Here is a 22108-nt window from a genome sequence, read left to right on the forward strand (position 1 = left end):
CTCAGTCCGGGGGGCCGTACGGGTGCAGGTGCAGCACCTCGGAGAGACGCTCGCCCACGAGCAGCCCGCGCACGCTGTTGCCCCGGTCGTCGAGGGCAGGGCTGTAGGAGCCGATCCCCAGTCGCCCGGGTGCGACCGCCATCAGCGCCCCGTCCACGCCGGACTTCGCCGGCAGTCCGGCGCGGTGGAGCCACCGACCGCTGCCGTCGTACATCCCGCACGTGGCCATGACGCTGACGACGTCGGTCGCGACGTGCCGGGGAAGGACCTGCTCGCTCGACCCCGGACGGCTGCCCCACCCGGCCAGCGTCGCGCCCATCGTGGCCAGGTCGACCGTGGTGATCGAGATGGCGCACGCTCGCGCCAGGACCTCGACGGCATCGTCGACACCGCAACGCAGCAGGTCCCCGTCGCGCATGAGGTGGCCGAGCGCCCGGTTGCGGTGTCCGTGCTCGATCTCGTGGGCGGCGACCTCGTCATCGACGGCGAGGTCTCGACCGGCGGCCCGCGAGCAGGTGTCGACGATGCGCTCGACGCGCTCGTCGGCGTCCCGACCGGACACGAGCGACGCCGCCATCAACGCACCGGCGTTGACCATGGGGTTCGGTGGGCGGCCGGTCTCCTCCTCCAGCACGAGCGCGTCGAACGGTGCGCCGGTCGGCTCGACACCGACCGACTCGAGCACCTCGTCCCCGTGGTCGAGGAGCGCGAGGGCGTAGATCCACGGCTTGACCACGGACTGGATGGCGAACGGCACGTCGGCGTCGCCGGCCCGGCTGAGACGCCCGTCGATCGACATCGTCGCGAGACCGAACAGGCCCGCGCCTCGGTCCTGGTCCAGGCGGACGTCGTGCACCTCGCCGGACCGCTCGTCGAGGAACCGCTCGTGCTCGCGGGCCAGGACAGCGGTCAGGTCGTGCGTGTCACCAGCCACGCCTCGATCGTACGGACGGCGCCCACGCGGAGCGGTGAGTGAGCCACGTTCTGGGCCCGGGAAACGTGGCTCACGCACCGCTGGGACGGATGCGCCGCGGGCAGCGGTGAGTGAGCCACGTCCTGAGCGCCGAGAACGTGGCTCACGCACCGCTCGGGGCCGGGGGAGGGATCGGTCGTCGGGCCGAGCCTCAGGTCATCCGGCGCAGCACCGAGACCGGCACCCGCTTCACCACGGCGCCGAGGGGAGCCCACGGCCACGCAGGTACGCGGGCCGAGGGCTTTTCCTTCTCGATCGCCGCGACCATGGCGCGCACGCCCTTCTCGGTGGACGTCATGAGCGGCGTCCGTGCCGACGTGCCGGACATCTCCGAGACGATGTAGCCGGGGTAGAGCACGGTCACCTTGATGGCCGTCCCGTGCACGTCGGCGCGGAAGCCCTCGGCGAGGTGGGCGACGGCGGCCTTCGTGGCGGCGTACGTCGTGGTGTTCCTCGGCATCCCGCGCAGCGCCGAGAAGGACGAGACCATGACGAGGTGGCCGCGGGCCTGCCGCCGGAAGATCGCGGCGGCGGCCTCGGTCTGGGCGAGCGCGCCGATGAAGTTGGTCTCGGCGGTCTGCCTGTTGGCGTCGAAACGGCCGGTGCCGAGCGGCTGGCCCTTGCCGAGCCCGGCGTTGACGACCACCCGGTCGAGCCCGCCGAGCTCCTCGGCGAACTCCTCGAAGACCCGGAACACCGCGTCGTGGTCGTTGACGTCGAGCGCCCTCACTGCGACCCGCACGCCGGGGTGGGCGGCCTCGATCTCGGCCTTCAGGTCGTCGAGGCGATCGGTACGCCGCGCGCACAGGGCGAGGTCGTTGCCGAGGGCCGCGAGTTGGCGCGCCATCTCGGCGCCGAGCCCGCTGCTGGCGCCGGTGATGAGGGTGGTGGTCACGAGGGCTCCTGGTGATGCGTGGTCAGCGGTAGGTGATGAGGTCGGGGGTGAGGTGGTCGTGGGCGTTGAGGGCGACGAGCGTCGTGCCGCGCGACCCGCGCACGAGCGTCGTCACGCCGGAGTTGACCGACACCGGGTTGATCCGCAGCCACAGCTCCGCACGCACGGCCGGGTCGTCGGCGAGCAGGGTCGCGGCGGTCCAGGCGATCGCCCCGCCGCTGGTGAGCACGACGGCCGTCCCTCGCCGGGGCAGGATCTCGACGAGCCGGGCCACGGCCGCGTCGACGCGCGCGCCGAAGTCCGCGAACGACTCGTCGTACGCCTCCGCGTGCTCGCCGGAGGTCCAGCGTCGGGTCGCGTCCTCGAACCACCGCTGGAAGGCGGCCTTCTCGTCCTCGCCCTCGGTGGTGCTCGGCGGGGCGTGCACGTCGAGGACCTGCAGGTGGTCGAACTCGTTCCAGCCCGCGTCCACGGTGATGTCGACATCCCAGCCGCCACCCTCGAGCACGCCGCGGGCGGTCTGGTCGTGGCGCTTCATGTGGCCCGCCACGACGAGGTCCGGGCGGACGCCGCGCGCCGCGAGGGCGGCGCCGAGGATCCGCGACTGCTCGTGACCGAGGTCGGAGAGGTTGTCGTAGTCGTCCGCGCCGAAGGACGCCTGCCCGTGCCGCACCAGGAAGATGCGACTCACGACAGGACCTCCGCGATGCGCCGGTCGAGGATCTGCACGCCGGGGCCGAACAGGGCGAACATCTCGTTGGTGGTCTGGCCGTGGAAGTAGCGGTAGTAGATCTGCTGGGCGATGACCGCGTTGCGGAACAGCCCGAAGACCTCGTAGAACCGCCACCGCTCGGGGGTCATGTCGAAGCCCATCCGGTCGCAGTAGGCCTGCACGAACTCCTCGCGGGTGATCATCCCGGGCAGGTCCGTGGGCACCCGCTTGGTCATCTTGAGCTCGTCGGAGTCGTCGGCCTGGACCCAGAACGCCAGCGCACCGCCGACGTCCATCAGCGGGTCGCCGAGCGTGGCCATCTCCCAGTCGAGGACGCCGACGACGCGGGTCGGGTCGTCGTGGGCGAGGACGATGTTGTCGATCTTGAAGTCGTTGTGGATCACGCACGTCGCGACGTCGTCGGGCTGGTGCGCGTCGAGCCACGCCATCACCTCGACGAGGTCGGGGTTGTCCGGCGTGAGGGCGTTGCGGTAGCGGGTCGACCAGCCCTCGACCTGCCGGCGGACGTAGCCGACGCCCCGGCCGACGTGCCCCAGCCCCGCGGCGTCGGCGTCGACGCCGTGCAGCTCGGCACAGACGTCCACCACGTTGAGGCACAGCTGCCGTGCCTGCTCGGGGGAGAGCGGCACGTCTGCGGGCCACGTGCTGCGCGGGATCACGCCGTCGATGCGCTCCATCGCGTAGAAGTCGCCACCGAGCACCGTCGGGTCGTCGCAGAAGGCGACCATCGGTGCGACGTAGGGGAAGACCGGGGCGAGGGCCGCCTGGATCTCGTGCTCGCGCCGCATGTCGTGAGCGCCCCTGGCCTTGGTGCCGCCGGGGGCGCGCCGCAGGATCAGGTCGCGCCCCGAGGGGTAGCGCAGCAGGTAGGTCAGGTTGGACGCGCCGCCGGAGAACTGGCGCACGTCGGGCTCGCCGTCCAGCCCGGTCGGGTCGGCGGCGTGGGTCCGCAACCAGGCGGACGCCGCTCCCACGTCGAAGGCGTCCTCCGCGCGCACGTCCCGCGCCCCCGGCACCGCGGTCACGAGCCGGCCCGGTGGAGCTTGGCCGCCTGGTCGCGCATCACCGCGTCGTAGGCGGGACGGTCGGCCCACTTGAGGAAGTACGCCTGACGCGCGGGCTCGTCGGGGACGATCACGTCGTCGCCGGCTTCCATCCCGGCCAGGACCGCGGCCGCGATGTCGTCGGCCGTGATCGGCGAGCGCTCGACGAGACCTGCGACGACCTGGCCGACCAGCTCGTCGCTGCCCTGCATGCTGTCCATCAGGTTGGTGCGGAAGTAGGACGGGCAGACCACGCTTGCCCGGATGCCGTGGGCGGCCAGCTCGTGGCCGCAGGTCTCGGTGAAGGCCACGACCGCCGCCTTGACGGCGTTGTAGGAGCCCATCCCCGCCGGGTGGACCAGGCCGGCGAGCGACGCGACGTTGACCAGGTGGCCCGAGCCCTGCTCCTTCAGCAGCGGGACGAACGCCCGCGTGCCGCGCACCGCGCCGAACAGGTTGATGTCGGTGATCCACTGCCACTCGTCGATCGTGCAGACGTCCACCCGACCGCCGCCGGCGACACCGGCGTTGTTGACCAGCACGTCGAGGCCGCCCCAGCGCTCGCGGACCGCCTCGACGGCCGACGACCAGTCGGCGTCGGAGGTGATGTCGAGGACGAGGTCGATGCCGTCCCCGGTGACGCGGTCGGTGGCGAGCACCTCGTCGCCCCTGGCGCGGAAGGCGGCGACGAGGGCGGCGCCGAGGCCCGACGCGGCACCGGTGACCAGGACGCGACGCGGGGTCGGGGTGGGGGTGCTCATGCGGTGTGCTTCCCGATCTCGATCTTCGCGATCACGTTGCGGTGCACCTCGTCCGGGCCGTCGGCGAGCCGGAGCGTGCGCGCGCCCACCCAGGCGGCGGCCAGCGGGAAGTCGTCGGACATCCCGGCGCCGCCGTGCAGCTGGATCGCCATGTCGATCACGTCGAGGGCCATGGAGGGCACCTCGACCTTGATCTCGCTGACCGCGGAGTAGGCCTCGGCGCTCATGCCCTGGTCGAGCAGCCAGGCGGCGTGCAGAACCAGCAGGCGGGAGCGGTTGATCGCGATGCGCGCGTCCGCGATGCGCTCGCGGTTGCCGCCGAGGTTGGCGAGCGGCTTGCCGAACGCGGTGCGCGAGGTGGCGCGGGCGACCGCGAGCTCCAGGGCGCGCTCGGCGAGGCCGATGGCGCGCATGCAGTGGTGGACGCGCCCGGGACCGAGCCGGCCCTGGGCGATCTCGAAGGCGCGGCCCGGACCGAGCAGGACGTGGGAGAGAGGCACCCGCACGTCGTCGAAGGACACCTCGCCGTGGCCGAGGGGCTCGTCGTAGTAGCCCATCGTCGTGAGCATCCGCTCGACCCTCACGCCCTTCGCGTCCCGGGGGACCAGCACCATCGTGTGTCGCGAGTGCCGGTCGGCGTCGGGGTCGGACAGGCCCATGAAGACGAACACCTTGCAGTCCGGGTTGCCCACCCCGGTCGACCACCACTTGCGGCCGTTGATGACGACCTCGTCGCCCTCCACCCGCGCGGTGGCGGCCATGTTGGTGGCGTCGGAGGAGGCGACGGCCGGCTCGGTCATGCAGAACGCACTGCGGATCTCCGCGCGCAACAGGGGCTCGAGCCACTGCTCCTTCTGCTCGTCGGTGCCGTACTTCAGCAGTACCTCCATGTTGCCGGTGTCGGGCGCGTTGGAGTTGAAGACGAGCGGGGCGAGGAATGAGCGGCCCATCGCCTCGGCGACCGAGGCGTAGTCGACGTTGCTGAGACCCTCGCCACCGTCGGTGCCGAAGTCCGCGGGATAGCGGCCGGCGTGGGTCGCGGGGAGGAAGAGGTTCCACAGGCCCTGGGCGCGGGCCTTGGCCTGGAGTTTGGCGATGACCGGGTCGGGCGTCCAGTGGTCACCGCCCGACTCGCGGAGCCGGGTGATCCGCTGGTGCGCGGCCGCCTCGACCGGCTCGATCTCGTCGGCGACGAAGGCGCGCACGCGGGCCTGGAGGTCGGCGGCGCGGGGGGAGAGCGAGAAGTCCATGCCGTTGACCTTCGCACACTGTTGAGCAATGCTCAACAGTGTGACGGAGCACAGCACGGAGCCTGGTGCGACGTCTGCGGACGCGCCGGTACGCCGGCGGCTGAGCGCGCAGGAGCGCCGCCGGCAGCTGGTGGGGATCGGGCTGGCCAAGATCGTCGAGAGGCCGATCCAGGACCTTCCGTTGGACGACGTCGCCGCCGAGGCGGGGATCTCGCGGGGGCTGCTCTTCCACTACTTCCCGACGAAGACCGACTTCTACCTCGCCTGCATCGCCGCGGCCGGGCGACGGATGCTGCGGACCACCGCGCCGGACCCCGACGCCCCCGGACCCGAGCAGGTGGAGACCATCACCCGCCTGATGATCGAGCAGATCGATCGCCGGCGTGACTTCTACCTCGCGCTGGTCCACGGCCACGGCGTCGCGGACCCGAGGGTCACCGAGGTGATGGAGTCGGTGCGCGACGGCAGCACCGACCGCGTCGTGCGAGCGCTCGACCTGCCCGACGACCGGCGCGACGTCGTACGCGCGTGGTGGGCGTATACGGAGGACCGGGCGCTCAGCTGGTCGGCGGTGCCGACCGGCGAACGCCCGGTCCCGGTGTCACGGCTGGTCGAGGAGTGCGTCGCCGCGCTCCACGCCCTGCTCGCGATCAGGTGATGCTCTGTCGCGGGTGAGGACGGGCCTCACCCACGGGTCACTTGGTGACCTTCGCCTTCACGGCGAAGCGCAGCTTGTCATCGAGCGGCTTGCCCTCGCACGCGAGGACGGTGCCGCGGCCGCACTTGTAGCGGGTCGAGCCGTTGATCAGCGAGACCGAGACGGCACCGACCTTGCGGTTGTCGAAGGTCACCTTCTTGGATCCGTCGCCGCGCTTGTTGAGCTTGATCGTCTTGACCTGGCGCTTGCCGTTGAGCTTGTAGATCACGACGACGGCGGCCGGCGAGGTGACGCGGGCGGGTCCGCTGACCTTGAGGGACAGCTTCCACTTCTTGCCGCTGAGGCCCTTGCCAGGACCGAACGCGTAGGACGCGGACGACAGGTGGTGGATCTTGGTGCCGAACCGCTTGGAGCGCTTGCCCTTGCTCAGGACCTTGCTGCCGAAGATGCGTCCGCCGCCGAACTGGGCCTGGATGTCGGCGCCCTCCGGGAAGTTGACCGCGGGCGTGAGGTTGCCGGCGACGTAGTTGGCGTAGTTCTTGTGGAACCCGCCCTTGCCCTTGAGGGCGCGGTCGATCGCGTGGAGGCTGTACTTGTTGCCGTCGCCCTTGAGGGTGCCGGCCTGCTTCCAGGCCTTCTGGACGATCTTGAGGCCGTAGCGGCTGGAGAGGTACTCCCAGAAGACCCAGTTGCCGTACTGGAAGCCGCTGGTCTGGCTGAAGGCGTCGAGCGGGATCTGCGGGGCGTAGATCTGGCTGGCCGGGAGGTACTGGCGGTTGTCGTTGACCGCGGTCGCGATGCGCTCCTCCATCCAGGTCGCCGTCGACTCCATCATCCACGGGTCCTCGGCGTAGTCGTAGGCGTACTGGACGGCGTGGAAGAACTCGTGCCCGGCGGTCACGGTGAGGTTGTCGAGCGGCGTGCCGTTGGGGAACTGCGTGGCCGCGAAGTCGTTGTCGAGGACGCAGTAGCCCGACGCGGTGCGCTTCTTGGCCTTGCGCTCACCGGCGCAGAAGCCGTAGAGGTCGCCACCGAGGTCCTTGAGGTAGACGTCGAAGAGCGGGTTGCCGCCCTTGGTGCCGTCGCTGACCGGCTTGCGGTAGCCCATCTGGTCGACGATGGTCGTCCACACCGAGTCCATGACGGCGAGGTTGGTGGCCGGCCAGTCCGGCGTCGGCGGGGCGTCGGTGCCGGTGGGCACGTAGTGGATGCACAGGCGGGTGTTGCACAGCGGCGGCGCCTCGGCGACGGTGTAGCCGAAGCCCTGCGGGTCGCTGAAGCCGTCGGTGGGGCGCGCGAGCAGGCGGTCGGCCAGGCGGCGGTCGGCACCGCGGAGCTGGGACTTCTGCATGAACAGGTCGCGCAGCACGATCGTGGCGGACGGGTCGCTCGGGCGGGAGTTGCCGGCCAGCACGCGACGAGCGGTCGCGAGGGTCTCCGAGGCGCTCGGCTCGTAGGCGAGCTCGAGGCTCGGCTCGACGGGCGGCTGCGTGAGGTCGATGACGCTCCGGGCGTCGAAGCCCTCGAGCTCCTGGGTGACGCCCGGGACCGCCGGGCGGTCCTGGTCGGCCGCGGTGGCGGGCGCGGCGAGTGCCGCGCTGCCGACCAGTGCGACGGCCAGGGCGGTGGTGACGATTCTGCGCATGGTTCCCCTCGTGGTTGTCAGCTCGTGAGTGACACTAACCCAGCCGTCGGACGCCGAAACCTGTCGAAGGGCGGCGTCTCGGCGTCAGAGGTCGGCGATGTGCTCGATGATCGCGGTCGTGGAGATGGCCGGCGTCCGGGGCAGGTAGACGACCTCGCACGCGTCGGCGAGCTCGTCGAACTTCCCGGCCCAGTCGTCGCCCATCACGAGGACGTCCGCCTCGTGCTCGACGATGTAGTCGCGCTTCTGCTCCAGGCTCTCCTCGACGAAGACCGCGTCGACGACCTTGAGGGCCCCGACGATGGCCAGCCGCTCGCGCTGGGTGAAGATCGGCGCGCGGCCCTTCTTGCGCTCGTTGAGGGCGTCGGCAGAGACGCCCACGACCAACCGGTCTCCCAGCTCGGCCGCGCGCTCGAGGACGCGCAGGTGCCCGACATGGAACACGTCGAACGTGCCGAAGGTGATCACGGTGCGAGGCATGCGCGGCATTCTGGCACGGCAGGGGAGGATGACCGGCATGGCCGCGACCCCGACCGCCCAGAGGCCCAGCGTCTCGCTGATCACCCCCGACCCGGGGGCCGACGAGGCGCGCCGCCGCGGCCTGCGCCGGATGCGCACCGTCGCCGTCGGGCTGCTCGTCCTCGCCGCGTGCGTGTACGTCGCCACGCTCGGCCGCGACGACGTCTGGGGCTTCGTCAACGCGGGTGCCGAGGCGTCGATGGTCGGTGCGATCGCCGACTGGTTCGCCGTGACCGCGCTGTTCAAGCACCCGCTCGGGCTGCCCATCCCGCACACCGCGCTCGTCCCGCGACGCAAGGACGAGCTCGGCAAGGGGCTGGAGGAGTTCGTCGGGGAGAACTTCCTGCAGGAGGAGATCATCCGCGAGCGGGTCGCCGCGGCGGAGATCTCGGCGCGGGTGGGGGACTGGCTCGCCGACCCGGCCAACGCCCGCCGGGTGGTCGACGAGGCCTCCGACGTCGCCGCGATCGCGCTCGACAAGGTGCGCGACGACCACGTCGCCGACCTCGTCACCCAGGCGCTGGTGCCGCGCTTCCACGAGGAGCCGATCTCGCCGCTCCTCGGCACGACGTTGATGGAGGTGCTGCGCGACGACCTGCACCACGGCGTCGTCGACCTCGCGGTCGACGAGATGCACCGCTGGCTGGAGGAGAACCCCGAGACCTTCGTGAGCGTGCTCGAGGAGCGAGCGCCGTGGTGGGCGCCGCCCAGGCTCAACGACGCGGTCACCTCGCGGCTGCACGTCCAGGCGCTGGCCTGGCTCGAGGACATCCGCGACGACCCGCACCACCGAGCCCGCGAGGCCCTCGACTCGATGCTCGGGCAGCTCGCCAGCGACCTGCTCAACGACGAGGAGACCCGCGCCCGCGCCGAAGCCTTCAAGGACCGGCTGCTCGAGCACCCACAGGTCGTGACGACCGCCATCTCGCTGTGGAAGGCGATGCGCTCCGCGCTGCTCGCCTCGGTCCGCGACCGTGAGGGAGCCGTACGCCAGCGCCTGCTTCTCGAGCTCAACGCGTTCTCGCTGCGGCTGCGTGAGGACGCGGCGCTCCGCGAGCGGCTGGACCGCGCCGCGGCCGACGTCACGGTGTTCCTCGTCGAGCGCTACGGCGCCGAGGTGACGACGGTGATCACGTCCACGATCGAGCGCTGGGACGGCAAGGAGGCCGCCCGGCGCATCGAGCTGCACGTGGGGCGCGACCTCCAGTTCATCCGGATCAACGGCACCATCGTGGGCGGGCTCGTCGGCGTGCTGATCCACGCGCTGAGCCTGCTCGTGCACTGATCGCGACGTGCCCGGCCGTCACGACCGGCCGCGGCAGGGCTTCATCACGGGCATCACCCGCGTGGCGCTCTGCCGCGCCCGGGCGTACGCGTCGTCGAAGTGCGCGAGGTACTGGTCGTGGAGCCACTCGTTGCCGACGACGCGGAGCATCACCTCGTCGTTGTAGAACAGCCCACCGCACGTCGTGTTGGACGTGCCGGTGACGACGAGGTGGGTCTCACGTCCTCGGAGACGGGCGTGGGCGACGAGCATCTTGTCGTGGGTGAGCACCGTGCGGACCTGCGCGTCCGGGACGTCGCCGGCGGGAAGGTCCTGCTGGAGCCAGTTCTCCACGGTGTCGCGCGACGTCACGATGCGGACCCGACAGCCCTTGCGGGACAGCCGCGCGAGCTGGTCGCGCACGTCGGCGCGCTGGATGACGGCGAACATCGCCGACACGTCTCGCGCGCCGCGGGTGCAGGTGATGGCGCGCAACGTCGTCAGCAGGAGGTCGCTGCGTCGCGGATAGACGGTCGCGGTGACCGGCCCCTTGGACCACTGCTTGTCCTTGTCCGTCCACCGCACGCCGTCGACCTTCGGGCTCTGTGCCCACAGGCGGTCGAAGTAGGCGACGCCGAAGTCGTGCAGTCCGGGGTCGTCGATCTTCAGGAACGAGTTGTACTGGCGGTACTGCCGGTCCTCGAGGTTGGCCGAGGACGTGATGAAGGACTGCACGCCGCCGATGTCGGTGACGTAGAACTTGAGGTGCTGGACGTTCTGGCTGTCGGGGTACGGCCCGGGCGCGCGCCACGGCAGGCAGGCGCCCTTGCAGATGACGACGTTCCTCCGGTCGGGGTCCTGCTCCTCGATCGTGCGGACCAGCCGGCGTCCCTGCCTGTTGAGCCGCAGGTCGTCGTCGCCGACGAGCAGGACGACCGCGCCGCGCCGCTGGGCGGCGATCAGGGCGTCGGTGGGCGGCTGGATGTCCCACCGGAACATCGCGACCCGGATGGTGTCCCCGGGCCCGGCGCTGTCGAAGAGCCGGCTCGCGCGTCCGAGGACCGTGGGGTCGCCCGGGACGGTCGGCGGCGAGGTGAAGCAGGCCTCGAACCCGTCGCGGGCCGCGCAGCCGGTCTTCCCCGGAGGCTTCGCGGACGGACCGACGGGCGCGGCACGCTCGGCGCCGACGGGGGAGCCGAGGCTCAGCAGGGCCGCCACCAGGCCGAGCAGGCAGAGGGAGGCGACGGACCGGGACCACCGTGGGGTGCGCACGGACGCCTACCCTAGAGAAGTGTCCAGCGACCTGCCGCCGACCGGCGCTACCAGCGAGCCCCTCGACGTCCCGATCCGCGACGAGTCGATCCGGCTCGGCCAGTTCCTCAAGCTCGCGAACCTCGTCGAGACGGGCGCCGAGGCCAAGCCGGTGATCGCCGACGGCGCGGTGCGGGTCAACGGGGAGGTCGAGACGCGACGGGGCCGCCAGCTCGTCCCCGGCGACGTGGTCGCGCTGGGCGGGCTGGCGGCCCGTGTCGCCACGGGGGAGGTCGAGATCGACGTCCCCTGGTGAGTGGCGACGGTGAGGTGGAGCGTCCCCCGACTACTTCACCTCACGGGTCAGCACGCGCCACGTGCCGACGACCAGCGGCAGCAGCACCCACACGCCGGAGGCGGTGGCGAGCTGTGCCCAGTCCTGACCGGCCATCTCGCCGGCGAAGAGCGGCTGCATCACCGAGTCCAGGTTGAGCCACCTGCCGGCCTCCTCGAGCGAGGAGACGGCCATCGTGGCGATCGACCAGATGGTCGGCAGGACCAGCACCGACACGATCGCGACGGGCGTGTTGAGGAACAGGAGCCCGAACGCCACGCCCTGCAGGACGTAGATCAGCAGGGCCAGCAGCACGCCTCCGCCGACGGCGGCGGTCAGGTCCCACTCGCCGGTGCCCCCGGCGATGTTGGCCACCGCCGACGCGGCGACGGCGACGACGAGCACCACGGCAGCCAGCACGAGCGCGGCCAGGGCCTTGGCCAGCACGACCCGGCCGCGGCGCGGCTCGAGGGTGAAGGTCACCAGACCCGTCCGCTGGGTCCACTCCGCCGTGGCGGCCATGATGCCGAGCACGGGCAGGAGCATGGCGAGCGGCAGGGTCGAGAGCTCGAGCAGGCTGCGGAAGGACGCGTCCTCGGCAGGGCCCCAGATGAGGAAGGCGGCCAGGATGATCGCGGCGACGGCGGCCATGACGATGACCATCCAGCGGCCGGCGCGCGTGTCGACCATCTTGCGGAGCTCGGCCTGCAGGGTGCGGGAGAACGGCACTCCCGGTCGCCCCTGGAGGGGGGTCGGCCGCGGGTGGGTGTCGCTGCCGCCCACGGCGGGGGCAGTGGTGGTCGGGGTGCTCATGCTGCGTCTCCTTCGCGGGACGTGGCGGCCGTGAGGCCGAGGAACATCTCTTCGAGGCCTTCGGAGCCTCCGGACCGCAGCTCGAGGAGCACGACGCGCTCCTCGGCGGCGATGCGGCCCACGACGCCGGGCTCGGCGTCGACGACGAGGCCCGAGCCGGTGCGCGAGACGGGCACGTCGGCCTGCTCGAGCAACCCGGCCAGCCGGGCGTTGTCGGTCGAGTTGACCGTGGTGCCACCGCGGCTCAGCAGCTCCTCCTTGGAGCCCATCGCCACGATGCGGCCGCGACCGATCATCACGAGGTCGTCGGCGACGATCTGCACCTCGTGCAGCAGGTGGCTCGACAGCAGCACCGTGCCGCCGCCGTCGGCGAAGCGGCGCAGCAGCCCGCGCATCCAGTGGATGCCCTGAGGGTCGAGGCCGTTGGCCGGCTCGTCCAGGATCAGCACCTGCGGCTCACCGAGCAGCGCAGCGGCGATGCCGAGGCGCTGGCGCATGCCGAGGGAGTAGTTGCGGACCCGGCGGCCCGCCTCCTCGTCGGTGAGGCCGACCAGCGTGAGGACCTCCTCGACGCGGGAGCGGGAGACGCCGACCGACACGGCGGCGACCCGCAACACCTCGCGGCCGGTGCGGCCCGGGTGCTGGGCGGAGGCGTCGAGCATGACCCCGACCTGGCGTCCGGGGTTGTGCAGCTCGCGGTAGGTCTGGCCGAGGATGGTGGCCCGGCCCGACGTGGCGGGGGTCAGGCCGGTCATCATCCGCATCGCGGTGGACTTGCCCGCGCCGTTGGGCCCGAGGAAGCCGACCACGCTGCCGGGACGCACCTCGAACGAGATGTCGTCGACGGCGGTGAAGCCGCCGTAGCGCTTGGTGAGGTTCTCCACTGTGATCATGGCTCCAGCCTGCGCGGCCGAAGGGGGCCGGGACATCGGGCGCAGGGGTCGCTCGGGTCCGACCTCGGTATCGACCCGGCTCGCTGGCCGACACCTTGGTCGGACGCAGGGGTCCGACCCGGTCCTCTAGCCTCGCCACCATGGCCCCTACCCACGTCGTCCCCGAGCGACGCGGGCGCCTGGCGCCGACCTGGCGGTACGCCCTGGCCCTCCTCATCAGTCTCGTCGCGTGGGGCGTGCCGCTCCTGAGTGCGACCGAACGGACCTCCGACACCCGGCTCATGTGGTTCCTCTGGGGGGACCCGCTGCTCGGGCTCGTCTCCTTCGTGCTGATCAGGTGGCGGCACCGTCAGCCTGCGGCGGTGTCGGTGCTCCTCAACACCTTCACCTTCGTCTCCGCGTCGAGCGCGGGCCCTGCGTCGTGGGCCCTCGGCTCGGTCGCCTCCCACCGACGGTGGCGCCTGGTCGCGGTCGTGGTGCCGATCAGCGTGGTCGCCGGGATCGTCCAGGAGCGCATCGGGCTCGCGGAGGACACCCTGCCCCTGTGGGCGTCGCTCTCGTTCGGCGGTCTCGTGTCGGGGATCCTCGTCGCGACGGGCTATGCGATGGGCTCCCAGCGCCAGCTCGTCGACTCCTACCGGGCCCGCGCCGAGACGGCCGAGCGGGAGCAGCGCGCGCGGGTCGCGCAGGCGCAGGCCGCCGAGCGCACCCGGATCGCCCGCGAGATGCACGACGTGCTGGCCCACCGCATCTCCCTCGTGGCGATGAACGCGAGCACCCTGAGCTATCGCACCGACCTGTCGGAGGAGGACCGGGCGACGGCGGCGCGCTCCATCGAGGAGAACGCCCACCGCGCGCTCTCCGACCTGCGCGCCGTGCTGGGCGTCCTGCGCGACCCCACCCAGCCCGCGGACGAGGGGCCCGAGCGGCCGCAGCCGGGCATCGACGACCTGGCCGCGCTGGTCGAGGAGGAGGCTGCCGGCGGGATGCGCGTACGCCTGTCGCAGGCCGTCGAGGGTGAGCTGCCGACGAGCACGGGGCGCACGGCGTACCGCATCGTCCAGGAGGCGCTGACCAACGTCCGCAAGCACGCCCCCGGCACCACGGTCACCGTCGACGTCGCCGGCAGCCCCGACGACGGCGTGGTGATCGCGGTCCGCAACGCCGCGCCCGTGGCGCCGGTGCGCGGGCCGTCTCTGCCGGCGTCCGGCCTCGGCCTGCTCGGCCTGGCCGAGCGCGCCGCCCTGGCCGGTGGGCGGATCAACCACGGCGTGGACGCCACCGGCGGCTACTCGGTGCGGGCATGGATACCGTGGGCCACGTGAGCGACGAGGGGAGCGGGCGCCCGCAGATCCGGCTGGCCGTGGTCGACGACGACCCGATGGTGCGCACGGCGCTCGGCATGATGCTCGGCGGCGGCTCGGGGATCACCGTGGTGGCCGAGGCAGGCGACGGCGAGGAGGCGCTCTCGGTCGTCCCGTCGTCGGGGGCGGACGTGGTGCTGATGGACATCCGCATGCCCGTGCGCGACGGGCTCAGCGCGACCGAGGAGCTGCTGCGCGTCCACCCGCAGCTGAAGATCATCGTGCTCACGACCTTCGACACCGACGACATGGTGCTCAAGGCGCTGCGCACCGGCGCGGCCGGGTTCCTGCTCAAGGACACCCCTCCGGCGCGTCTGGTCGAGGCCGTCCGCACCGTGGCGTCCGGCCAGCCGATGCTCTCGCCGAGCGTCACGGCCCAGCTGATCGCGGCCGTGACCCGCACCGACGAGGGCTCGGACGCCGACCGGCGCACGCGTGCAGCGCAGGACGCGCTCGCCGGCCTGACCGAGCGCGAGCGCGACGTCGCCGACGGCGTGGCCCGCGGGCTGAGCAACGCCGAGATCGCCGCCGAGCTGTTCATGGGCGTCCCCACGGTGAAGACGCACGTCGGGCGGCTCTTCGCCAAGCTGGGCGTCGAGAACCGGGTGCAGGTCGCGATCCTGGTCCACGACGCCCAGGGGTGAAGGACCGCCCGACGTCAGGTGTGGCTGCCGGTCAGCGGACCTCGAGGAGGTCCACGACGAAGATGAGCGTCTCGCCCGGCTTGATGACGCCGCCGGCGCCGCGGTCGCCGTAGCCCAGGTGCGGCGGGATGACGAGTCGGCGGCGGCCGCCGACCTTCATGCCCTGCACGCCGGTGTCCCACCCGGAGATCACCTGGCCGATGCCGAGGCGGAACTGCAGCGGCGTGCCGCGGTTGTAGGACGCGTCGAACTCCTCGCCCGTCGAGTGGGCGACACCCACGTAGTGGACCGAGACGGTCGATCCGGACGCGGCCTCGGCACCGTCGCCCTCGACGAGGTCGGTGACCTCGAGGTCGGCGGGCACCTCGCCCATGTGCGGGTCGACGTCGGGCTTCTCGCTCACAAGTACTCCTCTGGGGGATGGTCGAAGGTGGTGCGTCAGGTCTGGTGGACGTAGCTGTCGAGCTGGTCGCGCTCGAACTCGAGCTCGCCGATGCGGTTCTTGACCACGTCACCGATGGAGATGATGCCGGTCAGCCGTCCGTCGGCCAGCACCGGGACGTGCCTGATGCGGTGCTCGGTCATCGTCTGCATGAGGTCGGTGAGCGAGTCCTCCGCTGCGCACGTGCGGACGTCGGCGGTCATGATCGAGCGCACGAGGCCGTCCAGGACCGCCGCGTCGGCGTGCAGGCGCCGCACCACGTCGCGCTCGCTGACGATGCCGTCGACCCGGTCGCCGTCCTCGCTCACGACGAGCGCCCCGACGTTGTGCTCGGCGAGCAGGGAGACCAGCTCGCGCACGGTGGCGTCCGGCCCGATGGTCACCACCGTCCGGTCGCCCTTGCCCTGGATGACGTCCTGGATCCTCATGGTCCACCCTCTCGTCCGGAGACTGATGATCAGTCACCGTAGCCAAGTGCGGCGTCGAGGGACAGGGCCGCAGGACCCGTTCCGACGGCCTTCCCGCGGCCGGGGTCAGTCGAGGACCGGGGGTGCCTGCCGGTCGCGCAGGCTGCTGACCGAGCCGGGCCCGCGACGCGGCACGTCGGGGTCGGTGTCGTCCTCGATCGTGCCGAGGAAGGACAGGGCCGCGTCGTGCAGGTGGCCGTTGCTGGCCAGGGCGTTGCCGCCCCACGGGCCGTCGGTGCCGTCGAGCGAGGTGAACCGGCCACCGGCCTCGCGGACGATCACGTCCAGCGCCGCCATGTCGTAGAGGGCGAGCTCGGGCTCGGCCGCGATGTCGACGGCACCCTCCGCGAGGAGCATGTAGGACCAGAAGTCGCCGTAGGCACGGGTACGCCAGCACCGCCGCGTCAGCGAGACGAAGTCGTCGAGCCGGTCGCGCTCGTCCCAGCCCGAGAGGGAGGAGTAGCTCAACGACGCGTCCTCGAGTCGCCGCACGTCGGAGACCTCGCACCTCGTGGCCTTCAACAGCGAGCGGCCCGTCCAGGCGCCGTTGCCGGCCGAGGCCCACCAGCGGCGCTGCAGCTGCGGTGCGGAGACGACACCGAGGACGACCTCGTCGTCGATCGCGAGCGCGATGAGGGTCGCCCACACGGGGACGCCGCGGACGAAGTTCTTCGTGCCGTCGATCGGGTCGATGATCCATCGGCGCTGGCTGTGCCCGGTCGTGCCCTGCTCCTCGCCGACGACGGCGTCGCGCGAGCGGACGCGCGAGAGCGTACGCCTGATGCTCTCCTCGACGGCCTTGTCTGCGTCCGTCACCGGGGTGAGGTCCGGCTTGCTCATGACGTGGAGGTCGAGCGCCTTGAAGCGGGCCTGGGTCAGCGAGTCCGCGTCGTCGGCGAGCACGTGGGCCAGACGCAGGTCGTCGGTGTGGTCGTTGGAGCCGGTGATGGGCATGTTCACAGGCTATTCCCAGCATCGGGTCCTACTGTGCACGCATGGAACTCAACGGTGTGCCGTTGCACCCGCTCGTCGTGCACGCAGTCGTCGTCCTCGGTCCGCTCGCCGCCCTGACCGGTCTCGCGTACGCCTTCGTGCCGCGGTGGCGCTGGCTGCTCCGGTGGCCGCTCGTCGTCCTGGCCGTCGTCACGGCCGTCGCCGCGCTCGTCGCGGTCGCGGCGGGCGAGGACCTCCTCGCCGCGCGACCCGAGCTCGCACCGATCGTCGAGGAGCACGAGGAGGCCGGCGAGAACCTGCGCTCGGTCGCGCTGATCTACGCCGTCGTCGCCGCGGTCGGCGCGTGGGCCCTCGGCGGCACGTCCGCCCTCGCCTCCGGCCGGGGCGCGCGGCCGACCCGCTTCGGCATCCCGGTCATGGTGCTGCTCGCCGTCGCCGCGGTCGGCCTCCTGGTCACGCTCTACCTGGCCGGCGACTCCGGCGCCCGCGCCGTCTGGGGCTGAGTCCCCGGAGGGCCTACCAATCGCTGGCGCCCTCGCGCGCGGCCAGCAGCCGGCGGAACGACTCCACCCGGTCGGGGTCGGCCTCGCCCGACGCGACCGCCTCGTCGAGGCCGCACTCGGGCTCCTCGCTGCCGTGGGTGCAGCCGCGCGGGCAGTCCTCGGTCATCTCCTCGAGGTCGGGGAACGCCTCGATGAGGTTCTCCGGCTGGACGTGCGCGAGCCCGAACGACCGGATGCCCGGGGTGTCGATGATCCAGCCGTCACGGCCCGGGAGCTCCAGGAGGTAGGCGCTGGTGGACGTGTGCCGGCCGCGACCGGTGACCGAGTTGACGATGCCGACCTCGCGGCCGGCGTCGGGGACCAGCGCGTTGACGAGCGTCGACTTGCCGACGCCGCTGTGCCCGACCAGGACGCTGGTGCGGCCCCGCAGGCGCTCGCGCACCTCGGTGAGGTCGCCGGCGCCCTCGCCCTTGAGCTGCGTGACGACCCACGGCACGCCGAGCGAGCGGTAGGTCGAGAGCAGCGTCTCCGGGTCGGCGAGGTCGGCCTTGGTGAGGCAGAGCAGGGGAGCCATGCCGGCGTCGTACGCGGCGACGAGGGCGCGGTCGATGAGTCGCGGGCGCGGCTCCGGGTCGGCGAGCGCGGTGACGACCACCAGCTGGTCGGCGTTGGAGACGATCACCCGCTCCACCGGGTCGTCGTCGTCCGCGGTGCGGCGCAGGGTGGTCGTGCGTGGGACGACCTCGACGATCCGGGCGAGCGAGCCGTCGTCGCCGCTGGTGTCGCCGACCACGCGGACCCGGTCGCCGACGACGACGCCCTTGCGGCCCAGGGGACGTGACTTCATGGCCATCACGCGGTGGCCGTCGACGAGGAGCGTGAAGCGGCCCCGGTCGACGGTGACGACGACGCCGTCGACGGCGTCGTCGTAGGTGGGTCGGTCCTTCGTGCGCGGACGGGTACGACGGCGTGGGCGCTCGTAGTGCTCGTGGTCGTGCTCGGAGTACCGACCCGTCACGAGGGCGTACCGTCCGTGCGACCGTGGACGGCGACGGTCCACGCCGTCGCGAAGTCGGGGAACGTCTTCGACGTGGTGGCGATGTCCTCGACCAGGACGCCGTCCACCGCCAGCCCGAGGATGACACCGGCGTGCGCCATCCGGTGGTCGGCGTAGGTGTGGAAGGTCCCGCCGTGCAGGGCCGCCGGACGGATGTCGAGCCCGTCCTCGCGCTCGGTGACGTCGGCGCCGAGGCGGCCGAGCTCGGTGGCGAGGGCGGTGATCCGGTCGGTCTCGTGGCCGCGGATGTGGGCGACGCCGCGCAGGTGCGACGGGGACTTGGCGAGGGCGCACAGCGCGGCGACCGCCGGGGTGAGCTCGCCGACGTCGTGCAGGTCGAGGTCGACGCCGGTGAGCCGCTCGGGCCCGCGGACCGTGAGGTCGCCGTCGACCAGGGTGACCTCGCACCCCATCAGCGCGAGGATGGCGCGGAGCTCGTCGCCGGGCTGCGTCGTCGAGTCGGGCCAGCCGGTCACGGTCACGCTCCCGCCGGTGGCGGCGCCCAGCGCGAGGAACGGCGCGGCGTTGGACAGGTCGGGCTCGATGTCGTGGTCGACGGCCTTCACCGGCCCCGGGGCGACCGCCCAGCGGTTGGCGTCGGAGTCGTCGACCTCCACGCCGTGCTCGCGCAGCATCTGGACGGTCATCTCGATGTGGGGGAGCGACGGGACGGGCTTGCCGACGTGGCGCACGTCGACGCCGTGCTCGTAGCGTGCCCCCGCCAGCAGCAGCGCGGAGACGAACTGCGACGACGCGCTCGCGTCGATGGTCACCGTGCCGCCCGGCACCGAGCCGGTGCCGCGCACCGAGAACGGCAACGCTCCGCGACCGCCGTCGTCGACGTGGACGCCGAGCGCGCCGAGCGCCGCGAGCACCTGGCCGACGGGTCGCAGCCGCATGTGCGGGTCGCCGTCGAAGGCGACGGTGCCGGTGGCCAGCCCGACGACGGGCGGCACGAAGCGCATGACGGTCCCGGCCAGTCCGCAGTCGATGTCCGCGTCACGGTCCCAGGCGCCGGGGGTCACGGCCCAGTCGCCGGCGCCGTCCGCGGCGGTGTCGTCGACGCGGGTGCCGAGGGAGCGCAGCGCAGCCGCCATGAGGAGCGTGTCGCGCGAACGGAGCGGCCGGCGTACGACGCTGGGGCCGTCGGCGATCGCTGCCAGGACCAGGGCCCGGTTGGTCAGCGACTTGCTGCCAGGCAGGGACACGACGCGGTCGACGCGCTCGAGGGGACGCGGGGCCGGCCAGAGCTCACTCACCCGCGCAGCCTATCGAGGGCAGCGGGCGCTCAGGTCAGCTGCGCCTTGGCGAGCCTGGCCTCGCGCCGCGCGTCCTTGGCGACCTGACGTGCCTCGCGCCGGACGTCGGCGGCGGCGCGTCGGGCGCGCCAGGCCAGGCCGGGCTTGCCGTCGGTGTCGACCGCAGCGAGCAGCAGACCGCCGAGGACCGAGGTGTTCTTGAAGAACTGGAGGCGCTGGGCCGCCTTGGCCTTCGGGTCGGTCTCGTCCCAGAACGCGTGCCCTGCCAGCGTCGTCGGGACGAGGGAGGCGGCGAGCACGGTCGCGCTCAGGCGCGGCGCCCGGCCGGTGGCCAGAGCGGCGGCGGCGAGGATCTGCGCGCCGGCGTTGATGCGCACCAGGGTGGCGGGGTCCGAGGGGATCGGCGCCTGGGGAACGGCCTGCTGGGCAGCGGGGACGACCTTGTCGGTCACCTTCTTGGCCTTGGCCGCGTGGCCCTCGGTGTTGCGCAGGGCGTTCACGCCGCCGGCGACGAAGATCGAGGCCAGCATCGGACGGGCGAGCAACCGGGTGATCGTCATGGGCACTGTCTACACGATCGGGGGGAGCGGGCGCTCCGTCCGCAGGGGTGCCGGGCGCGGCTCAGCCGAGCCTGGCGCGCCAGGTGTTGTCGGCCGGGTCGGCGTCGCCGCCCGCCGGGGCCAGCGTGGCGGTGACCTCGGCGCCGCCCTTCGCCAGGACGACCGCAACGAGGAAGGAGGCGTCACCCGCGACCGCGCAGGTCACGGTCTGCTTGCCCCAGCTGCAGCGACCGTCGACGGTGCGCACGACCTGGGCGTCCGGTGCCGAGATCGTCAGCACGCCGGTGCCCCCCGCCATGCCGGACACCGTGACGACCAGGGCGTACACCGGACGCGTGCCGCTCACGGTGCCTGTGACCGACGCGTCCACGGGCGTGGCCGTCGGGCTCTCGGTCGGGGTCTGGGTCGGCTGCTCGGTCGGCTGCTCGGTCGGGACCTGGGTCGGCGTCTGGGTGGGCGTCTGGGTGGGCGTCTGGGTGGGCTGCTCGGTGGGTGAGGGAGTCGTGGTCGGGCTCGGCGTCGGCGTCCGGGTCGGCTGCTGGGTGGGGGTGGGGTCCTTCGTGGGACTGGGGGTGGGTGACGGGGTCGGGTCCTGCGTGGGTGCCGGGGTCGGGTCCTGGGTCGGGTCCGGCGTCGGCTGCTGGGTGGGGTCGGTCGTGACCGACGATCCGGGCGTCACGTCGGCGCCGTCGGGTGGGAGGACGAGGGCGGGCGTGGTGCGCGACCGCTCGCTCCGCGACGGGCTCGCGCCGCCGGACGGGGTGGCACCGGAGGTCTCGCCGGCGACGGACGACGTGGCCTCCCGGGCGCTCGGCGCGGCGGGATCCGCCGGGCCACGGCTGCCGAGTGCGATGCCGCCGGCGACGACGGCGGTGCTGAGGGCGACGCCCGCCACCGCCGCTGCGCCGGAGTTCGCGGTGACGAGGTCGCGGACCCTGCCCCAGACCAGGCCGATCCCGCCGCCCAGCGTCCCGGACGCCGCGGCACCGCCGAGGTACGCCGTCGCGGCACCCCCCAGCAGCAGCGGCGCCAGCAGGGCGCCGAGGTGGGAGTTGACCTCGGTGAGCTCGAGGTAGACGGCCATGCACGAGCGGCACTCGTCGAGGTGGTGCTCGACCCTGGCGCCGTCGCGGCGCGAGGTCGCACCTCGCACGTAGGCGCCGAGCTGTCCGTGGGTCCACCGGCAGTCGTCCTGGTCGAGCTCGGCGACGTGCTGGGTGAGGAAGGCCTGGCGCAGCCCCTCGCGCGCCCGGTAGGCGAGCGCGGACACGGAGTTGGCGCTCATCCCGAGCATCTCGGCGATGTCGGCGGGCTTGTCGCCCTCGACCTCGGTGTGCCAGAGGACGAGCTGCCAGCGCTCGGGGAGACTGGCGAACGCACGGGCCGCCGCGGCGCTCTCGAAGCCCTCGACCGCGGTGTCGCGGAACGGGACACCCGGGTCGAAGGCCTCCATGTCGTCGGTCGTGTGCAGCCGCGAGCCGGCGCGGAAGCGGTCCACCTGCAGCCGGCGCACGGACGTGAGGAGGTAGGCGCGGAATGCGACGTCCGGTCCACCCCCGCGCTGCAGCACGCCCAGCACCTTGACGAACGCCTCGGAGACGAGGTCCTCGGCGTCCCCGCCCGGCAGGATCTGGCGGGCGAGCCGCCGGGCGGCGTCCACGTGGCGCTCGAAGAGGATGCCGTAGGCGTCGACGTCCCCGCCGCGGACCGCCGAGATCAGCTCGGCATCGCCCGGCGCCTCGATGCTGGCGGCACTGCTCATGCGGATCGACGCTTCCCAGGGGCCCGGCCCGGTCGGCCGGGGCCGTTCGACTGTAGCCCTCGGC

At 72.5% G+C, this 22108-nt stretch carries 24 protein-coding genes; 6 read left to right on the top strand and 18 right to left on the bottom strand.

Annotated elements, in window-relative coordinates; genetic code table 11:
* Position 1: 1 nt before the first annotated feature.
* The 6 genes from glsA to F4692_RS13835 all read right to left on the bottom strand — a co-directional run bounded on the left by glsA (position 2) and on the right by F4692_RS13835 (position 5655).
* Positions 2–934 (bottom strand): glutaminase A, encoded by a 933-nt coding sequence (gene glsA, locus F4692_RS13810; protein ID WP_179620181.1) that lies wholly within the window; start codon positions 932–934, stop codon positions 2–4.
* 190 nt (positions 935–1124) lie between these two features.
* Complete coding sequence (locus F4692_RS13815; RefSeq protein WP_179620182.1) at positions 1125–1868, bottom strand: SDR family oxidoreductase; 744 nt, start codon at positions 1866–1868, stop codon at positions 1125–1127.
* A gap of 22 nt (positions 1869–1890) precedes the next feature.
* On the bottom strand, positions 1891–2559 hold the full coding sequence (locus F4692_RS13820) for a histidine phosphatase family protein (protein WP_179620183.1): 669 nt from the start codon (positions 2557–2559) through the stop codon (positions 1891–1893).
* On the bottom strand, positions 2556–3599 hold the full coding sequence (locus F4692_RS13825) for a phosphotransferase family protein (protein ID WP_308645304.1): 1044 nt from the start codon (positions 3597–3599) through the stop codon (positions 2556–2558). Before F4692_RS13825 ends, F4692_RS13820 begins: the two co-directional genes overlap by 4 nt.
* A 23-nt stretch (positions 3600–3622) precedes the next feature.
* Entirely contained in the window at positions 3623–4405 is a 783-nt protein-coding gene (locus F4692_RS13830; RefSeq protein ID WP_179620185.1) for an SDR family NAD(P)-dependent oxidoreductase, read from the bottom strand.
* Positions 4402–5655, bottom strand: coding sequence for an acyl-CoA dehydrogenase family protein (locus tag F4692_RS13835; protein ID WP_179620186.1), 1254 nt, complete (start codon positions 5653–5655; stop codon positions 4402–4404). The genes F4692_RS13830 and F4692_RS13835 overlap by 4 nt, the downstream gene beginning before the upstream one ends.
* Positions 5656–5695: 40 nt before the next feature.
* On the opposite strand from F4692_RS13835, the gene F4692_RS13840 reads away from it, so the two are divergent.
* Positions 5696–6313 (top strand): TetR/AcrR family transcriptional regulator, encoded by a 618-nt coding sequence (locus tag F4692_RS13840; RefSeq protein WP_218858421.1) that lies wholly within the window; start codon positions 5696–5698, stop codon positions 6311–6313.
* Positions 6314–6350: 37 nt separating this feature from the next.
* Here F4692_RS13840 and F4692_RS13845 read toward each other — a convergent pair whose 3' ends face one another.
* Together F4692_RS13845 and F4692_RS13850 are read right to left on the bottom strand one after the other, a co-directional pair.
* Entirely contained in the window at positions 6351–7958 is a 1608-nt protein-coding gene (locus tag F4692_RS13845) for an MXAN_6640 family putative metalloprotease (RefSeq protein WP_179620187.1), read from the bottom strand.
* An 84-nt stretch (positions 7959–8042) separates the two neighbouring features.
* Positions 8043–8438, bottom strand: a complete 396-nt coding sequence (locus F4692_RS13850) for an FAD synthase family protein (RefSeq protein ID WP_179620188.1) — start codon at positions 8436–8438, stop codon at positions 8043–8045.
* A 37-nt stretch (positions 8439–8475) separates the two neighbouring features.
* Here F4692_RS13850 and F4692_RS13855 point away from each other — a divergent pair, with 37 nt between their 5' ends.
* On the top strand, positions 8476–9762 hold the full coding sequence (locus F4692_RS13855) for a DUF445 domain-containing protein (RefSeq protein ID WP_179620189.1): 1287 nt from the start codon (positions 8476–8478) through the stop codon (positions 9760–9762).
* An 18-nt stretch (positions 9763–9780) separates the two neighbouring features.
* Here F4692_RS13855 and F4692_RS13860 read toward each other — a convergent pair whose 3' ends face one another.
* A complete protein-coding gene (locus F4692_RS13860; protein WP_179620190.1) occupies positions 9781–11013 on the bottom strand; it encodes a phospholipase D-like domain-containing protein in 1233 nt (410 codons plus the stop codon).
* 73 nt (positions 11014–11086) lie between these two features.
* Between F4692_RS13860 and F4692_RS13865 the strand changes: the two genes are divergently transcribed.
* Entirely contained in the window at positions 11087–11308 is a 222-nt protein-coding gene (locus F4692_RS13865; protein WP_308645323.1) for an RNA-binding S4 domain-containing protein, read from the top strand.
* Between the two features lie 30 nt (positions 11309–11338).
* Here F4692_RS13865 and F4692_RS13870 read toward each other — a convergent pair whose 3' ends face one another.
* Complete coding sequence (locus F4692_RS13870; protein WP_179620191.1) at positions 11339–12139, bottom strand: ABC transporter permease; 801 nt, start codon at positions 12137–12139, stop codon at positions 11339–11341.
* Entirely contained in the window at positions 12136–13032 is an 897-nt protein-coding gene (locus F4692_RS13875; protein WP_179620192.1) for an ATP-binding cassette domain-containing protein, read from the bottom strand. The genes F4692_RS13870 and F4692_RS13875 overlap by 4 nt, the downstream gene beginning before the upstream one ends.
* Positions 13033–13172: 140 nt before the next feature.
* Between F4692_RS13875 and F4692_RS13880 the strand changes: the two genes are divergently transcribed.
* Positions 13173–14357: a sensor histidine kinase gene (locus F4692_RS13880; RefSeq protein WP_179620193.1), complete on the top strand. Its 1185-nt coding sequence runs from the start codon at positions 13173–13175 to the stop codon at positions 14355–14357.
* Positions 14354–15040 carry a response regulator transcription factor gene (locus tag F4692_RS13885; protein WP_308645305.1) on the top strand — a complete coding sequence of 229 codons (687 nt, stop codon included), beginning with the start codon at positions 14354–14356 and terminating at the stop codon, positions 15038–15040. Before F4692_RS13880 ends, F4692_RS13885 begins: the two co-directional genes overlap by 4 nt.
* Before the next feature lie 31 nt (positions 15041–15071).
* On the opposite strand, the gene F4692_RS13890 is transcribed toward F4692_RS13885, so the two are convergent.
* The 3 genes from F4692_RS13890 to F4692_RS13900 all read right to left on the bottom strand — a co-directional run bounded on the left by F4692_RS13890 (position 15072) and on the right by F4692_RS13900 (position 16903).
* Positions 15072–15413, bottom strand: a complete 342-nt coding sequence (locus F4692_RS13890) for an FKBP-type peptidyl-prolyl cis-trans isomerase (protein ID WP_179620515.1) — start codon at positions 15411–15413, stop codon at positions 15072–15074.
* A 65-nt stretch (positions 15414–15478) separates the two neighbouring features.
* Entirely contained in the window at positions 15479–15910 is a 432-nt protein-coding gene (locus tag F4692_RS13895) for a CBS domain-containing protein (RefSeq protein WP_179620195.1), read from the bottom strand.
* Between the two features lie 105 nt (positions 15911–16015).
* The gene (locus F4692_RS13900) at positions 16016–16903 is read right to left on the bottom strand and encodes an inositol monophosphatase family protein (RefSeq protein ID WP_179620196.1); all 888 of its coding nucleotides are present in this window, start codon (positions 16901–16903) and stop codon (positions 16016–16018) included.
* Positions 16904–16944: 41 nt separating this feature from the next.
* Between F4692_RS13900 and F4692_RS13905 the strand changes: the two genes are divergently transcribed.
* Positions 16945–17406, top strand: coding sequence for a DUF2231 domain-containing protein (locus tag F4692_RS13905; RefSeq protein ID WP_179620197.1), 462 nt, complete (start codon positions 16945–16947; stop codon positions 17404–17406).
* 13 nt (positions 17407–17419) lie between these two features.
* On the opposite strand, the gene rsgA is transcribed toward F4692_RS13905, so the two are convergent.
* The 4 genes from rsgA to F4692_RS13925 form a co-directional block, all read right to left on the bottom strand.
* Positions 17420–18424 (bottom strand): ribosome small subunit-dependent GTPase A, encoded by a 1005-nt coding sequence (rsgA, locus tag F4692_RS13910; protein WP_179620198.1) that lies wholly within the window; start codon positions 18422–18424, stop codon positions 17420–17422.
* Positions 18421–19722, bottom strand: coding sequence for a 3-phosphoshikimate 1-carboxyvinyltransferase (gene aroA, locus F4692_RS13915; RefSeq protein ID WP_179620199.1), 1302 nt, complete (start codon positions 19720–19722; stop codon positions 18421–18423). The genes rsgA and aroA overlap by 4 nt, the downstream gene beginning before the upstream one ends.
* A gap of 29 nt (positions 19723–19751) precedes the next feature.
* The gene (locus F4692_RS13920; protein WP_179620200.1) at positions 19752–20282 is read right to left on the bottom strand and encodes a DoxX family membrane protein; all 531 of its coding nucleotides are present in this window, start codon (positions 20280–20282) and stop codon (positions 19752–19754) included.
* A 61-nt stretch (positions 20283–20343) separates the two neighbouring features.
* Positions 20344–22044, bottom strand: a complete 1701-nt coding sequence (locus tag F4692_RS13925; RefSeq protein WP_179620201.1) for a sigma-70 family RNA polymerase sigma factor — start codon at positions 22042–22044, stop codon at positions 20344–20346.
* Positions 22045–22108 lie beyond the last annotated feature (64 nt).

The sequence above is a fragment of the Nocardioides cavernae genome (assembly GCF_013410035.1).
GTDB classification, from domain to species: Bacteria; Actinomycetota; Actinomycetes; order Propionibacteriales; family Nocardioidaceae; genus Nocardioides; species Nocardioides cavernae_A.